Here is a 16,008-nt window from a genome sequence, read left to right as displayed (position 1 = left end):
TTAGCGGTGCAGCTTCCCATGATCTTTCAGCCAGGCGGCGGTACGGACAATCCCGTCGTCTAAGGTGACCACCGGTTGATAGCCCAGTTCTTCCTGCGCGCGGGTGATATCAAGAGTAAAGTCGAAGTTCAGCTTGGAGACGCCGTAGTGGGTGAAGGCGGGCTCTTTGGCGGACTTATTGCCAAAATGTTCCATACTGCGGGCGATAATATCCAGCATCGGGTAGGGCACCGAGCGAATCCGGCATTTGATACCCAGTTCATCAATCAGCTTCTGCACGATGCTGCGCAGGGGGCGCGGTTCGCCATTGGTAATGTTCCACGCGCGAGCGGAAGGCAGATGGTCACACTGGGGCTGGCTGGCGAGCCACATCGCATGCACCGCATTTTCATAGTAGGTCATGTCAACCAGCGCGCTGCCGCCGCGGGGCAGCAGGACGCTGCCATAATGTTGCATCATCTGCGCCAGGCGCGGGATAAACACCTTATCATGGGCGCCGAACAGACTTTGCGGCCGCAGAATGGTGAAGCGGGTGTTGGGGTTGGCCTGCGCCAGCAGGTTGATGACCTCTTCACTTGCCGCCTTGCTGCGCGCAAACTCATTGGCAAAACGCTGCGGGCGAAACTCTTCTTGCACATCGCGATGATGGTGATAGTCGAAATAGAGCGACGGAGAGGAGATATGAACGAAATTGCGTACGCCCCAGGCAACCGCCCATTCCCCCAGGCGACGGGTGGCACGGACGTTGGCGAGATCGAAGGCCTGCTGCGTTCCCCACGGCGAGGTAAAGCTTGAGCAGTGCCACAAGGTATCAATACCGGCGAGCATGACCTTGGCCTGCGATGAAACCAGTTCGGTTAAATCAGCAGGCACAAACTCGGCGCCCATTTTGCTCAGCAGCTTGCCCATCGCTTCGTTACGCCCGGTCGCTCTGACGCTGATGCCTTTATGACGCAGATATTCCACCGCGTTGCGGCCTAAACCGCTGGTCGCACCGGTAACCAGTACCTTCATATCAACCTACTGTCCCAGAAAAGAATTTCGTGCGCATTTTTCCGTGATTCTCCTCATGTTGCAATGAGAATGATGCGAGAATGCCACACATAGTGCCTATTTGCCTGTGATTTGTTCTGCCTGCCGGGCAATGCGCCGCGCCATGCCGCGAAAGATAAACAGATGGGCCGGGATCATCAGCAGCCAGTAGAACAGCCCGGGCATACCATGAGGATGCCACCAGGCGCGGACATCCAGCTCGCGGTGGTCGCCTTTATCGTTCAGGGTGAAACTCAGGCGCCCAAGGCCCGGCGCCTTCATGCCGAATAATAAGGTTAGCTGCTTTTCCGGTTCGACAATAATCACCTTCCAGCTGTCTACCGTATCGCCGGTTTGCAGTTCGGCGCGAGCCGGACGGCCTTTCGCCAGCCGATGGCCCACCAGCAGATCCATCGCCGCGCGGATCTTCCACAGGATATTGCCAAAGAAGTATCCCTCTTGCGCGCCGAGCCGGTTGACCACCTGCCAGATGGCCGCCGCGCTGGCGGGGGTACTGACCGTACAGCCGGCCTGTTTCGGATAGTAGCCATACTCCGGCCGCCAGCGGGCAAACGCCTGCGCGTCATAGCCCCAGTCGCTGGAGTTGGCCAGCTGCTGCTCCTCTTTTAGCGTGCGGCGCACGGCCTCATCAAAAGAGATTAACGGTTGGGGGATCAGCGCGCGCAGGGCCCGATCGTCGGCGATCAGGTCGTGTTTCAGGCCCTGAATCAAGGCCCGGGCGGTGGTTGGCGGTACCGAGGTGATGACGTTGAGAAACCACACCGAAATCCAGCGGGTGGGGAAAGGTACCGGGATCAACAGGCGGTGCCTGCCGCTGAGCGCCATGAAGCGGGTGAACTGCTGTTGATAACTTAACACTTCCGGCCCGGCGGCTTCGAAAACGCGGTGCTCGCTGGCCGGATGGCGCAGCAGCTGCAGCAGATAATAGATCAGGTTTTCCCGATCGATTGGCGTGGTTCGTGAACGAACCCAGCGCGGCGGCGTCAGGATCGGCAGGTTATAGACCATATCCCGCATCACTTCAAAGGCGGCGGAACCGGCGCCGATGATAATTCCGGCCCGCAGCTCGGTGACCGGCACGCCGGATTGCCGCAGGGTGTCGGCGGTCACCTGCCTGGCGCGCAGATGGTCGGATTGCTCCGCCTGCGGTACCTGCAGAGAACTGAGGAAAATCAGCTGGCGCACCGGGGTGGCGAGCAGCGCATCGCGAACATTAACGGCGACCCGGCGCTCATGGGCGATAAAGTCGCCCCCTTCACCCATGCCGTGGACCAGGTAATAAACCGTATCCACCTGCGCCAGCAGGGGGGCAAGCCCCTGCGGGCAATTGAGGTCGAGCGCATGACAGCTCACCCCGGGAAGATGCAGTTTCTTCAGCCTGGCGACATGGCGTGCCGCGGCCAGTACCGCATATCCTTGCTCGCTCAACGCCTGTACCAGATGCTGGCCGATATAACCGCTGGCGCCGAGCACCAGAATTCGTTGCGCCACGCCAGGCTCCTTAGCGCTGCAAAAATGCCTGCCAGTGGCTGACGACTTCCGCCAGCTGCTGACGGCTGACATCAAGATGGGTGACCAGACGAACGATCGGCGAAGCGTTGATCAGCACCCCGCGCTGTTGCATAAACTCACCCAGCGCCTGGGCATGCTCTTCGCCGACGCGGACAAACAGCATATTGGTGTCATGACGGGTGACGTCGGCGCCAAGCGCGCTGAGCTGGCTGGCCAACCACGCGGCGTTATCGTGATCGTCTTTTAAGCGTTGCACGTTGTTTTGCAGCGCATACAGGCCCGCGGCCGCCAGAATACCGGCCTGACGCATTCCGCCGCCGACCATTTTCCGCCAGCGGGTTGCGCGGCGGATGTATTCGTGACTGCCGACCAGCAGCGAACCGACCGGCGTGCCGAGTCCTTTTGAAAGGCAGATGGTAAAGGAGTCGCAATATTGCGCGATGTCACGCAGTTCGCAGCCGTATTCGACCACCGCATTGAAGATACGCGCGCCGTCAACGTGGAGCGCCAGATTGTGCTGGCGGGTGAATTCCCATGCCGCTTTCAGGTATTCGCGCGGCAGGACTTTACCGTTGTGGGTATTTTCGAGGCTCAGCAGACGGGTCGGGGCAAAATGGATATCGTCAGGCTTAATCTTCGCCGCGACTTTATCCAGCGGCAGAGAGCCGTCGGCCGCGGCGTCGATCGGCTGCGGCTGGATGCTGCCCAGGACCGCCGCGCCGCCCGCCTCATACAGATAGTTATGTGCGCCCTGGCCGACGATATACTCTTCGCCGCGCTGACAGTGGCTGAGCAGGCCGACCAGGTTGGCCTGGGTGCCGGTGGGCAGGAACAGCGCGGCGTCTTTGCCCGCCAGTTCGGCGGCAAAGCGCTGGAGCTCATTAACGGTCGGATCGTCACCATAAACGTCGTCGCCGACCGGGGCGGTCATCATGGCCTCCCGCATGGCGGGGCCAGGGCGGGTTACGGTATCACTGCGTAAATCAATCACGGCATTTCCTTATAAAATGATGAGGTTACCCGCCATCATCCGCATTTAAGTCCGCAGGCGCAAATCATGACGGGGAAGGCTATCTGTTTTACCTGAGCCAGTTGGTTTTCGCCAGTTCGATCACCTCATCCCCGCGTCCGCTGATAATGGCGCGCAGCATATACAGGCTGAAACCCCTGGCCTGTTCCAGTTTGATCTGCGGCGGAATCGCCAGCTCCTCTTTGGCGACGACGACATCGACCAGCACCGGGCCATCGGTGCTGAAGGCGGTTTGTAGCGCCTCATCGACCTCGCTGGCTTTTTCGACGCGGATCCCTTTGATCCCGCAGGCTTCGGAGATACGGGCGAAATTGGTCTCATGCAGCTCGGTGCCGTCGGTCAGATAACCGCCGGCCTTCATCTCCATCGCCACAAACCCGAGCACGCTATTGTTGAAAATCACCAGTTTCACCGGCAGTTTCATTTGCGCCAACGAGAGAAAATCGCCCATCAGCATGCTGAAGCCGCCATCGCCGCACATCGCCACCACCTGACGCTCAGGCGCGGTGGCTTTCGCGCCGATCGCCTGCGGCATCGCGTTGGCCATCGAACCGTGGTTAAACGAGCCGATCAGGCGGCGCTTGCCGTTCATTTTCAGATAGCGCGCGGCCCACACGGTCGGCGTCCCGACATCGCAGGTAAAAATGGCGTCATCAGCGGCGAAGTGGCTAATCTGCTGCGCCAGATACTGAGGATGGATCGCCTTATCGCTGGGTTTCGCCAGATCGTCGAGGCCTTTGCGCGCCTCGCGATAGTGCTCAAGCGCTTTATCGAGGAATTTACGATCGGTTTTCTCCTCCAGATGCGGCAGCAGCGCGCTGAGGGTGGATTTGATATCGCCGACCAGCGCCATATCAACTTTGCTGTGCGCGCCGATACTGCCGGGATTTATGTCGATCTGAATAATTTTCGCCTCGGTAGGGTAGAAGGCCCGGTAGGGGAACTGGGTCCCCAGAAGCACCAGGGTATCGGCGTTCATCATGGTGTGGAAACCGGAAGAGAAACCGATCAGCCCGGTCATGCCGACATCATAGGGGTTGTCGTACTCCACATGCTCTTTACCGCGTAGGGCGTGGACGATCGGCGCTTTTAATGTTGCCGCGAATTGTACCAGCTCGGCGTGCGCACCGGCGCAGCCGCTCCCGCACATCAGGGCAATATTGCTGGAATAGCGCAGCACCTGCGCCAGCTTTTTGATCTCCTCTTCCGGCGGGGTGACCACCGGTAGCGGGGCGGAATACCAGTGGCTGCTGGCGCTCTCCGGCGCCGCTTGCAGGGCGACATCGCCGGGCAGCACGATCACCGAAACGCCGCGGTTAATCACCGCTTTACGCATGGCTATCGCCAGCACCTGGGGGATCTGTTCCGGCGTGGAGACCAGTTCACAGTAATGGCTGCATTCGCGGAACAACTCCTGCGGATGGGTTTCCTGAAAATAGCCGCTGCCGATTTCGCTGGAGGGAATATGGGCGGCGATGGCGACCACGGGGACGTGGTTGCGATGGCAGTCAAACAGGCCGTTAATCAGATGCAGGTTGCCGGGGCCGCACGAGCCTGCGCATACCGCCAGCTCACCGGTCAGCTGGGCTTCAGCGCCCGCCGCAAAGGCGGCGACCTCTTCATGACGCGTCGGCATCCATGCAATGGTACCCATCCGGTTGAGGCTGTCGCTCAGGCCGTTGAGGGAGTCGCCGGTGACGCCCCATATGCGTTTCACGCCGGCCTGTTCAAGGGTCTTCGCGATGTATGCCGCCACAGTTTGTTTCATGGTTGTCCATCTCCTTTTTGTGATAACGACTACAAGCTTAGATGAAACTGGCGGTTACGCCCGCGATATCCTCTCATTTTAAGTGGCTTTTCTTTGGTGCCAGGTCGGCATAATCTGGCTACACACAAAGTGGTAAACAGGAATCATTTCAGATGGTTAAATCACTGTTAAATGCTGTTAATAAAATGCTGTCTCACGACGATGTCGGCAAACTCTTGTTACGACTTGCGGTCGGCGGGCTGATGCTGTTTCACGGTCTGCATAAACTGTTTGCGGGGGTGTCAGGGATTAGCGGCATGCTGGTGGCGAAAGGATTGCCGGGGTTTATCGCTTATGGGGTGTTAGTGGGAGAGGTGGTGGCGCCTTGCCTGCTGATTGCGGGGATCCTTACCCGCCCGGCGGCGCTGGTTCTGGCATTGACTATGGCGGTGGCATGGCTGATGGTCGGCACCGGTCAAACTTTTATGCTGGATGCGGTCGGCGCCTGGGCAATTGAGAGCCTGGTCTACTTCTTTATCGGCGCGTTGGCGATCGCCTTTCTCGGGGCGGGGCGTTTTTCCCTCGCCGGGAATTCGGCCTGGCGGTAAAGCGCGTGCCGGGTGGCGCATTGGCGGCGCCATCCGGCAGCGCTTAAGCTATGCCAGCACTAAATCGCTCTGCGGATGACAGGAGCAGGCCAGCACGTAGCCGTCGGCGATTTCCGCAGCGCTCAGCGTCATGGTGCTGTTGACCGTGTAGTCGCCGGAAACCACTTTCGTTTTGCAGCAGCCGCAGACGCCGGCGCGGCAGGCGGCGGTAGCCGGAACGCTGTTGCTTTCCAGCGCCTCCAGCAGGGTGCTGCCGACCGGGGCATAAAACGTCTTCGCCGGCTCTAGCTTGCTGAACTTCAGCCCTTCGCTGGCCGCTGCCGCCACCGGCGTAAAGAACCGCTCTTTAAACAAGCGCGTCACGCCCAGGGCTTTCACTTCTTTTTCGACCAGCTCCATGTACGGCGCGGGACCGCAGGTCATCACCGTACGCGAGGTCAGATCCGGTACGCTTTGCAGCAGTTCGCTGGTCAGTCGGCCGGCCACAAACCCGTGAGGAGCATTATTTTCGGCGACCAATGTCACCGGATATTCACGCCATTGGTCGGCAAAAATGACATCTTCCGGTGAACGAACGTTAAAGATCACCTGCACGTCGGCCCCGGGACGGTACTTCGCCAACCAGCGGCGCATCGACATAATCGGCGTCACGCCGCAGCCGGCAGCCAGCATCAGGAATTTATCGTCTGCTTTGTCTTCACAGGTGAAATCTCCCATTGCATCGGACAGCCAGAGATAGTCGCCGCGTTTCACTTCCCGGGTTAACCACTGCGAACCCGCCCCGCCATCAATCCGGCGAACGGTCAGCGTAATGTATTCGCTGACGCCCGGCGTTGAAGAGAGGGTGTAGGCGCGCAGCGTATCCGCCGAATGGCGCACGCTGACCAGAGCATACTGCCCGGCGCGGTAGGGATAATAGTCGTGACACAGCAATGAAATAGTCCAGACATCCGGCGTTTCCTGATGGATGTGATGAACCTGCATCCGCCACGGGCACTGATGGGTTGGCATCGTCATTCCATTACTCCTTATGCGCTCAGCAGCAGCTGCATGTCTTGTTCAACGGTAGTCACCGAACGCAGGCCAAATTTCTCATTGAGGATCGCCAGCAGATCCGCCGTGAAGAAGCCCGGTGCCGTTGGGCCGGTGACGATGTTTTTCACACCCAACGACAGCAGAGTCAGCAGAATGACAATCGCTTTCTGTTCAAACCACGAAAGCACCAGGGAGAGCGGCAGGTCGTTCACGCCGCAGCCCAGTTTTTCCGCCAGGGTGACCGCCAGAATAATCGCCGAGTAGGCGTCATTGCACTGACCGGCATCCACCAGACGCGGCAGGCCTTCGATGTCGCCGAACTCCAGTTTATTGAAACGGTATTTGCCGCAGGCCAACGTCAGGATCAGACAGTCGTCCGGCACGCTGGTAGCGAAATCGGTAAAGTAGTTACGTTCGCCACGTGCGCCGTCACAGCCGCCGACCAGGAAGATGTGGCGCAGTTTTTCACGGTTCACCAGGTCGATCAGCGTATCCGCCGCGCCTAACAGGGTCTGACGGCCAAAGCCAACGGTGATCAGGTGGGGAATTTCGCTATACGGGAAACCGGCCATCTGCTGAGCCTGGGCGATGACCGGGGCGAAGTTGTCGCCTTCAAGATGGCTCACGCCCGGCCAGCCAACGATGCTGCGGGTCCAGATCCGGTCATCGTATGCACCAACGGTGGGGTCGATGATGCAGTTAGAGGTCATCACGATAGGCCCAGGGAAACGGGCGAATTCCACCTGCTGATTCTGCCAGCCGCTGCCGTAGTTACCGATCAGATGTGTGAATTTGCGCAGTTCCGGGTAGCCGTGCGCCGGCAGCATTTCCCCGTGGGTATAGACATTGACGCCGGTACCTTCGGTTTGCTCCAGCAGGTTATACAGATCCTGCAGATCGTGGCCGGAGATCAGGATGCACTTACCTTCGGTGGCTTTCACGTTCACCTGGGTCGGCGTCGGGTGCCCGTATTTGCTGGTTTCACCGGCGTCCAGGATGCTCATCACTTTGAAGTTCATCTGGCCGATTTCCATTGAGCACGCCAGCAGCGCGTTCAGATCGGCAGGCCAGGTGCCCAGCCACGCCATGATTTTGTGGTAGCGGGCGTAGATATCATTGTCATATTGGCCGAGAACGTGGGCATGTTCCATGTAAGCCGCCGCCCCTTTCAGGCCGTACAGGCATAGCAGGCGCAGGCCGAGAATATTCTCGCCGATGGCGGCTTTATCTTTATTCGGCGTAAATTCCGCCGCCTGACGCTGCAGGTCGCCGAGGTCGTCGCTCACCAGCTGCAGGTCAGCCATCGGGTTGTCTGTGGCGGCACCGGCATCGATATTCAGGCACTGCGCTTTCAGCGCTTCGCGCAGGGCGATAGCTTCACGGGCGTAGCCGACAATACGTGGCGAATCGAAGTTAACGTTGGTCAGCGTGGAGAAGAAGGCGCGAGGGGCAAAGCTATCGACATGGTGATCGATAATGCCATATTCACGGGCCTTGATTGCCCAGGCTGACAAACCTTGTAGGGAGGCGATCAGCAGATCTTGTAGATCGGAAGTTTCAGCCGTTTTACCGCACATACCCTGCGCGTAAGAGCAGCCGTTTCCTGCCGGAGTACGGATGGTTTGTTCACATTGCACACAAAACATGGTCACACCTTTTAAAGTTATATTTAATATACATGTTTAAGGTTATGCCGGGGTAGAAAGGGATAAAAGGTATTTCTGATACAATTTAAAGGGAGATTGATTTAGCGCAAATTTGGCGGCGGCGGGCTACCGCTGCGGAGGTAGAGAGTCTCTTTATCGAGAAGACATCGAGAAGACAAGGGTGATAAAAAGTCTGTACCCCGGCGGCATTGCGAAGATGGTCGCCGGGAACAGCGCAGGCTCTATCAGGCCGAGAACATAGCGATCAATACAGGCACCAGCAGGCTCAGAACAAAACCGTGCACGATGGCGGCAGGGACGATCTCCACCCCGGCTGAGCGCTGTAATACCGGCAGGGTAAAGTCCATCGAGGTGGCTCCGCACAGTCCTAATGCCGTGGAGCGGCTGCGACGAACCAGCCCTGGAATCAGCATAATGGCCAGCAGTTCGCGGGAGAGGTCATTAAAGAAGGCGGCGCTACCGATAACCGGTCCGTAAGATTCGGTCATCAGGATCCCCGACAGCGAATACCAGCCAAACCCGGAGGCCATCGCCAGCCCGGCTTTCAGCGGCAGGTCGAGAATAAAAGCGTTAATGACGCCGCCGAGCATCGAACTGGCCACCACCACGACGGCCACTATCATGCCCCGACGATTAAGCACAATTTGCCGTAGGGTCATGCCGTTATTTCGCAGCTGAATACCAATCAGGAACAGCAGGAAGATCAGCGTATATTCGCTGGCCTCTGTCGCATGCTGTAAAAATGACAAACCGCTCAGGCCGATGAGAAAACCAATAAATACCACGCCACACAGCTGCAGTGACTCCATTGCCATGGCCACCCGGGAAGGTAATTTCTCCTGCCGATGCTGGTTGCGCCACGGCATCTTCTGCTCCAGCCACATTAATGCTGCAATATTGCACAGCAGTATAACCACCACGCTGACCATCGCATAATGAAGAATGGATAGCAGGTTGCTGGATAAATTATCGAGGAAGGCCAGGCTAATCCCCATGAAAAAGAGGATCACGTAAACAATCCCGCTCAGCAGTCGCGTAATAAGTTTAAGTGCCGAGGGATGACGCAGAGGAATAAGATAGCCGACGACCAATGGCAGCAGAATGATTAATAATCCCGAAAACATGAACGATGTGGTCCTTGCAGAATGAGGAAAGCGCCACTGACACTACCCAGGTCAGGGAACCGAGTAAAGCTGTACTCCAAAAGAAAGGCCCGGCATTGCCGGGCCTATGGTGAAACCACAAGGCTAATTACCGGCGTTTTTCCAGCAGGGTGCGATACAGCACGCCGCCGAGGATACCGCCGATGATTGGCATCACCCAGAATAACCACAGCTGCTGCAGCGCCCAACCGCCCTGGAAAATCGCCACCGCGGTGCTTCGCGCCGGGTTCACCGAAGTATTGGTCACCGGGATGCTGATTAGGTGGATTAAGGTCAGCGCCAGTCCAATCGCGATTGGCGCAAAGCCCGCCGGGGCGTTTTTATCCGTTGCGCCATGAATAACCAGCAGGAAGCCACAGGTCAGGACAATCTCAATCACAATGGCGGACAGCATCGAATAGCCGCCCGGAGAGTGTTCAGCGAAGCCGTTGGCCGCAAAGCCGCTGGCCGCCGCATCGAAGCCGGCTTTACCGCTGGCGATCACGTACAGAATAGCGGCTGCAATAATCCCGCCAACCACCTGGGCGATAATATAGCCAATCACCTCTTTCGCCGGGAAACGCCCGCCGGCCCACAGACCTAAAGTTACCGCCGGGTTAAAGTGGCCGCCGGAAATATGACCGACGGCAAACGCCATCGTTAATACGGTTAAACCGAAGGCCAGCGCCACGCCGGCAAAACCAATTCCCAGCTCCGGGAATGCGGCTGCCAGCACCGCGCTACCGCAGCCGCCAAACACCAGCCAGAATGTACCGAAACATTCTGCCGCTAATTTTCTGAACATAACCACCTCAAATAATAATGTATATAGGCATGCGTTGTGATGCCGTTCTTTATTTATCAACGTAAAGGATGAAGATAAAAATAAAGCGACGCTATTCTATGGACAATCCCCATCATGCACCAGACTAAAAAATTAGCGATAATCTGATTTAGGGCCAGGCAATCTTAATCCTTTCGCCAATGATGATTCCAGAGAAGTGTAGAACATAAATAATCAAGATCACCACCGCGCGGAATGAATTCTTTTTAAAGCGCGGAGCGCAATAAATAATCCTATCGCCGAAGCTTTAACCGAACCGCTGCCGGTAGCGGTTTTTGTCCGGAGTGTCATGTTACGCCATGTCTCGCTATACTGCTGATAACTGAAGGAGAAAGTGGTCGCTGAGCGGAGGGGATATGCATCTTGAACGGGTAGAAATCGTCGGTTTTCGCGGTATCAATCGTTTATCGTTGATGCTGGAGCAAAATAACGTTCTGATCGGTGAGAATGCATGGGGTAAATCCAGTCTGCTGGACGCGCTGACGCTGCTCTTATCCCCGGAATGCGAGTTGTACCATTTTGTCCGGGATGATTTTTGGTTCCCGCCTGGCGATGTCCAGGGGCGCGAACACCACCTGCATATCATTTTAACCTTCCGCGAGAACGAACCGGGCCACCACCGGGTGCGGCGTTTTCGCCCGCTCAGCGACTGTTGGGTCCCTTGCGAAGATGGTTTCCAGCGTATCTTTTACCGCCTGGAAGGCGAGCTGGCGGACGACAGTAGCGTGATGACGCTGCGCAGCTTTATCAACGGCAAAGGCGAAGCGCTGGAGCTGGAAGATATCGATGAAAGGGTGCGCCATTTAGTGCGGCTGATGCCGGTTTTGCGCCTGCGTGATGCGCGCTTTATGCGACGCATCCACAATGACAGCGTCCCGCACTCGTCGCAGATAGAGATCACCGCTCGCCAGCTGGATTTTCTCTCCCGCGAGCTGGTGAACCACCCGCAAAATTTAACCGATGGCCAGATCCGCCAGGGGCTGTCGGCGATGGTGCAACTGCTGGAACACTATTTTGCGGAACAAAGCAGCGCGCAATCTCGTCACCGGCTGATGCGCCGTCACTCCCATGATGAACAGCGCAGCTGGCGCTATCTGGACATTATCAACCGGATGATTGATAAACCCGGCGGCCGCAGCCATCGGGTGATCCTGCTGGGGCTGTTTTCGACCCTGCTGCAGGCGAAAGGGACGGTGAGGCTTGACCGCGACGCGCGGCCGCTGTTGCTGATCGAAGATCCGGAAACCCGCCTGCACCCGATTATGTTGTCGGTGGCCTGGCATTTACTCAATTTACTGCCGCTCCAGCGCATCACGACAACCAACTCGGGTGAACTCCTGTCGCTGACCCCCGTGGAGCATGTTTGTCGGCTGGTGCGCGAATCGTCGCGCGTTTCGGCCTGGCGGCTCGGGCCTGGCGGAATGAATGCCGAAGATAGCCGACGGATCGCTTTTCATATTCGCTTTAACCGCGCCTCCTCGCTGTTTGCCCGCTGTTGGCTGCTGGTGGAAGGCGAGACCGAGACCTGGGTGATCAACGAACTGGCCCGTCAGTGCGGGCATCACTTTGATGCTGAAGGGGTGAAGGTGATTGAGTTTGCTCAGTCAGGGCTGAAGCCGTTAATTAAATTTGCCCGCCGGATGGGCATTCAATGGCACGTGCTGGTCGACGGCGATGAGGCAGGGAAAAAATATGCCGCCACGGTGCGCGGCCTGCTTAATGATGACCGTGACCTTGAACGCGAACATCTGACCACGCTTCCGGCGCTGGATATGGAACACTTTATGTATCGCCAGGGTTTTAACGATGTTTATCATCGGGTGGCCCAGCTGCCGGCCAACGTTCCGATGAATATGCGTCGGGTGATCACGAAAGCTATCCATCGCTCATCGAAACCGGATCTGGCGATTGAAGTGGCGATGGAGGCCGGGCGCCGCGGCGTTGAGTCGGTGCCGACGCTGTTGAAAAAAATGTTCTCCCGCGTGCTGTGGCTGGCGCGCGGTCGGGCGGATTAGTCCCCGGCCGGCCGGGAGAGCAAAAGTGCAGGGCGAGTCAAATACAGGGTTATGTTTTCGCTATATCCAGATAGAATCACCACCTGGCGCTGCGGGTTAAAACATCAGGAATTTTTATGAAGCTCAATGGAAAACGCAGGAAAGTCTGGTGGCTGCTAGCCATTGCGGTACTGGCCGTGGCCGTCTGGGGATGGCGGATCTTAAATGCGCCGCTGCCGCAGTATCAGACATTGGTGGTGCGTAAAGGCGATTTGCAGCAGAGCGTGCTGGCAACCGGCAAGCTCGACGCCCTGCGCAAAGTGGATGTCGGAGCCCAGGTGAGCGGGCAGTTAAAAACGCTGCGCGTGAATATTGGCGACAAAGTCCAGAAGGATCAACTGCTGGGGGTTATCGATCCCGAGCAGGCGGAAAACCAGATTAAAGAAGTTGAGGCCACGCTGATGGAGCTGCGCGCCCAGCTCAATCAGGCGCGTGCCGAACGTCAACTTGCCGCCGTCACCTTAGCGCGCCAGCGGCAGCTGGCCCAGCGTCAACTGATTTCACGCCAGGATCTGGATACCGCGGCGACCGATTTGGCGGTGAAAGAGGCGCAAATCGGTACCATCGAGGCGCAGGTCAAACGCAATCAGGCGACGCTGGATACCGCAAAAACCAACCTCGATTACACCCGTATTGTGGCGCCGATGTCCGGCGAAGTGACGCAAATTACCACCCTGCAGGGGCAAACGGTGATTGCCGCTCAGCAGGCGCCGAATATCCTGACGCTGGCCGATCTCAGCACCATGCTGGTGAAGGCTCAGGTCTCGGAAGCCGATGTCATTCACCTGCGTCCCGGGCAAAAAGCCTGGTTCACGGTGCTGGGCGATCCGCTGACCCGCTATGAGGGCAGCCTGAAGGATATTTTACCCACCCCGGAGAAGGTCAACGACGCCATTTTCTATTACGCCCGTTTTGAAGTGCCGAATCCGCAGGGCATTCTGCGCCTTGAAATGACCGCCCAGGTGCATATCCAGATGGCGGAAGTCAAAAATGTCATCACGATTCCGCTGAGCGCGTTAGGCGATGCGATCGGCGATAACCGCTACCACGTGCGTCTGCTGCGTTCCGGCGAGGTTAAAGAGCGGGAGGTGACCATCGGATCGCGTAACGATACCGATGTGGCGGTGGTGAAAGGGTTAGAGGAAGGCGATGAGGTGATCGTCGGCGAAAGTCATGCCGGGACGGCAAAATGACGGCGTTGCTGGAACTGCGTGATATCCGCCGCAGCTATCCTTCCGGCGGCGGCAGCGTGGATGTACTTAAAGGCGTCACGTTGAGTATTGCCGCCGGTGAAATGGTGGCTATCGTCGGCGCCTCCGGTTCCGGTAAGTCGACGCTGATGAATATTCTCGGCTGCCTCGATAAGCCGACCAGCGGCACCTACCGCGTCGCCGGGACGGATGTCGCGCAGCTTAGCGGCGATGAGCTGGCCCGCCTGCGGCGGGAACATTTTGGCTTTATCTTCCAGCGTTACCACCTGCTGTCACACCTGACGGCGGCCCAGAACGTGGAGGTGCCTGCGGTGTATGCCGGCACCGAGCGACGGCGACGCCTGGTGCGGGCGCACGAACTGCTGGTGCGGCTGGGGCTTGGCGAGCGCGCGGAGTACCAACCGTCGCAGCTCTCCGGCGGGCAGCAGCAGCGGGTCAGTATTGCCCGCGCCTTAATGAACGGCGGAGAGGTCATTCTGGCCGATGAGCCCACCGGGGCGCTGGACAGCCGTTCCGGTGAAGAGGTGATGGCGATCCTCCATCAGCTGAAATCCCAGGGACATACGGTGATCATCGTCACCCATGACCCTCAGGTGGCCGCGCAGGCCGAGCGGATCATTGAGATCCGCGATGGCGAGATTGTGCGTAATCCACCGGCGAAAACGGGGACCGGCGGCGTGGCGCGTCAGCTGAGCCGCGAGGAGCCTTCCGCATGGCGCCAGTTCAGCAGCGGCTTTCGTGAGGCGCTGGTGATGGCCTGGCGGGCGATGGCGGCCAATAAAATGCGTACCCTGCTGACCATGCTCGGCATCATCATTGGTATCGCCTCGGTGGTGTCGATTGTGGTGGTCGGCGACGCGGCAAAACAGCTGGTGCTGGCCGATATTCGCGCCATCGGCACCAATACTATCGATGTCTATCCCGGCAAGGATTTTGGCGATGACGACCCGCGCTATCAGCAGGCGCTGAAGTATGATGACCTGCTGGCGATCCAGAAGCAGCCGTGGGTGAGTTCAGCGACCCCCGCGGTGTCGAAAAGCCTGCGTCTGCGGGCGGATAATATTGATGTCGCCGCCAGCGCCGAAGGGGTAGGGCCACAGTATTTTAACGTCTACGGGATGACTTTCAGCGAAGGTAATACCTTCAACGAGCTGCAGCTCAATAGCCGGGCGCAGGTGGTGGTTCTGGACAGTAACGCCCGGCGTCAGCTGTTTCCGCATAAAGCGCGGGTGGTCGGGGAAATCATCCTGATCGGCAATATGCCGGCCACCGTCGTGGGGGTGGCGGATGAGAAGCAGTCGATGTTCGGCAGCAGTAAAATCCTGCGGGTCTGGCTGCCGTACACCACCATGGCGGGAAGGGTGATGGGGCAGTCATGGCTGAACTCAATTACCGTTCGCGTGCGGGAAGGCTATGACAGCGCCACCGCCGAGCAGCAGCTGCTGCGTTTGCTCGAACTGCGCCACGGAAAAAAAGATGTTTTCACCTGGAATATGGACAGCATCTTGAAAACGGCGGAACGGACCACACATACATTACAGCTGTTTCTGACTCTGGTCGCGGTTATCGCTCTGGTGGTGGGCGGTATCGGCGTGATGAACATTATGCTGGTGTCGGTGACCGAACGAACCCGTGAGATTGGGATTCGGATGGCGGTCGGGGCGCGGGCCAGCGACGTGCTGCAGCAGTTTTTGATCGAGGCGGTATTAGTCTGTCTGGTGGGGGGCGCGCTGGGGGTGACGTTATCGCTGATGATAGCCTTCATCCTGCAGCTGTTTTTGCCCGGCTGGGAGATCGGTTTTTCACCGCTGGCGCTGGTCACCGCATTTTTGTGTTCGACGCTGACCGGCGTGCTGTTTGGCTGGCTTCCGGCGCGCAATGCCGCTCGTCTCGACCCGGTGGACGCGTTGGCTCGCGAGTAGAAACAAAAAAATGCCAGTCAGAAGGACTGGCATTTTACGGGCAGGATGTACACAATGAAGCAAAAGAGTTATGCAGCCGCTTCCGCTTCCACAGGAACAATCACGCTGGCGTGATTGCCTTTCGGCCCCTGGTGAACATCAAACCGAACGGCTTGTCCGGCTTTTAGCGTTCTGTAACCATGG

13 protein-coding genes are annotated in these 16,008 nt (G+C 58.0%); 4 read left to right on the top strand and 9 right to left on the bottom strand.

Annotated features, from left to right (window positions below):
* The 4 genes from ACI2JR_RS24960 to poxB form a co-directional block, all read right to left on the bottom strand.
* The gene (locus ACI2JR_RS24960) at positions 1-1,014 is read right to left on the bottom strand and encodes an NAD-dependent epimerase/dehydratase family protein (protein WP_132727649.1); all 1,014 of its coding nucleotides are present in this window, start codon (positions 1,012-1,014) and stop codon (positions 1-3) included.
* A gap of 96 nt (positions 1,015-1,110) precedes the next feature.
* Positions 1,111-2,544 carry a DUF2867 domain-containing protein gene (locus ACI2JR_RS24955; protein WP_462479716.1) on the bottom strand — a complete coding sequence of 478 codons (1,434 nt, stop codon included), beginning with the start codon at positions 2,542-2,544 and terminating at the stop codon, positions 1,111-1,113.
* Positions 2,545-2,554: 10 nt separating this feature from the next.
* Positions 2,555-3,556 carry a low-specificity L-threonine aldolase gene (gene ltaE / locus ACI2JR_RS24950; protein WP_462479715.1) on the bottom strand — a complete coding sequence of 334 codons (1,002 nt, stop codon included), beginning with the start codon at positions 3,554-3,556 and terminating at the stop codon, positions 2,555-2,557.
* Positions 3,557-3,644: 88 nt separating this feature from the next.
* Entirely contained in the window at positions 3,645-5,363 is a 1,719-nt protein-coding gene (gene poxB, locus ACI2JR_RS24945; protein WP_462479714.1) for a ubiquinone-dependent pyruvate dehydrogenase, read from the bottom strand.
* A gap of 152 nt (positions 5,364-5,515) precedes the next feature.
* On the opposite strand from poxB, the gene ACI2JR_RS24940 reads away from it, so the two are divergent.
* Positions 5,516-5,950 (top strand): DoxX family protein, encoded by a 435-nt coding sequence (locus tag ACI2JR_RS24940; protein ID WP_132727637.1) that lies wholly within the window; start codon positions 5,516-5,518, stop codon positions 5,948-5,950.
* A gap of 48 nt (positions 5,951-5,998) precedes the next feature.
* Here ACI2JR_RS24940 and hcr read toward each other — a convergent pair whose 3' ends face one another.
* The 4 genes from hcr to aqpZ all read right to left on the bottom strand — a co-directional run bounded on the left by hcr (position 5,999) and on the right by aqpZ (position 10,599).
* Positions 5,999-6,967, bottom strand: a complete 969-nt coding sequence (gene hcr, locus ACI2JR_RS24935; RefSeq protein ID WP_462479713.1) for an NADH oxidoreductase — start codon at positions 6,965-6,967, stop codon at positions 5,999-6,001.
* An 11-nt stretch (positions 6,968-6,978) separates the two neighbouring features.
* Entirely contained in the window at positions 6,979-8,631 is a 1,653-nt protein-coding gene (hcp, locus tag ACI2JR_RS24930) for a hydroxylamine reductase (protein ID WP_462479712.1), read from the bottom strand.
* Between the two features lie 245 nt (positions 8,632-8,876).
* Entirely contained in the window at positions 8,877-9,776 is a 900-nt protein-coding gene (locus tag ACI2JR_RS24925) for a lysine exporter LysO family protein (protein ID WP_462479711.1), read from the bottom strand.
* Positions 9,777-9,903: 127 nt separating this feature from the next.
* Positions 9,904-10,599, bottom strand: coding sequence for an aquaporin Z (gene aqpZ, locus ACI2JR_RS24920; protein ID WP_132727625.1), 696 nt, complete (start codon positions 10,597-10,599; stop codon positions 9,904-9,906).
* Between the two features lie 395 nt (positions 10,600-10,994).
* On the opposite strand from aqpZ, the gene ACI2JR_RS24915 reads away from it, so the two are divergent.
* The 3 genes from ACI2JR_RS24915 to macB all read left to right on the top strand — a co-directional run bounded on the left by ACI2JR_RS24915 (position 10,995) and on the right by macB (position 15,825).
* The gene (locus ACI2JR_RS24915) at positions 10,995-12,653 is read left to right on the top strand and encodes an ATP-dependent endonuclease (protein ID WP_462479710.1); all 1,659 of its coding nucleotides are present in this window, start codon (positions 10,995-10,997) and stop codon (positions 12,651-12,653) included.
* Positions 12,654-12,769: 116 nt separating this feature from the next.
* Positions 12,770-13,885: a macrolide transporter subunit MacA gene (gene macA, locus ACI2JR_RS24910; protein WP_132727619.1), complete on the top strand. Its 1,116-nt coding sequence runs from the start codon at positions 12,770-12,772 to the stop codon at positions 13,883-13,885.
* Positions 13,882-15,825 (top strand): macrolide ABC transporter ATP-binding protein/permease MacB, encoded by a 1,944-nt coding sequence (gene macB / locus ACI2JR_RS24905; RefSeq protein ID WP_132727616.1) that lies wholly within the window; start codon positions 13,882-13,884, stop codon positions 15,823-15,825. The genes macA and macB overlap by 4 nt, the downstream gene beginning before the upstream one ends.
* 68 nt (positions 15,826-15,893) lie before the next feature.
* On the opposite strand, the gene ACI2JR_RS24900 is transcribed toward macB, so the two are convergent.
* A partial coding sequence (locus ACI2JR_RS24900) for a cold shock domain-containing protein (RefSeq protein ID WP_462479720.1) occupies positions 15,894-16,008 on the bottom strand: 115 nt, incomplete at its 5' end.

The sequence above is a fragment of the Klebsiella sp. NPDC088457 genome (assembly GCF_044900465.1).
Classification (GTDB): Bacteria; Pseudomonadota; Gammaproteobacteria; order Enterobacterales; family Enterobacteriaceae; genus Klebsiella.
This window is presented reverse-complemented; position numbering and strand designations above follow the sequence as displayed.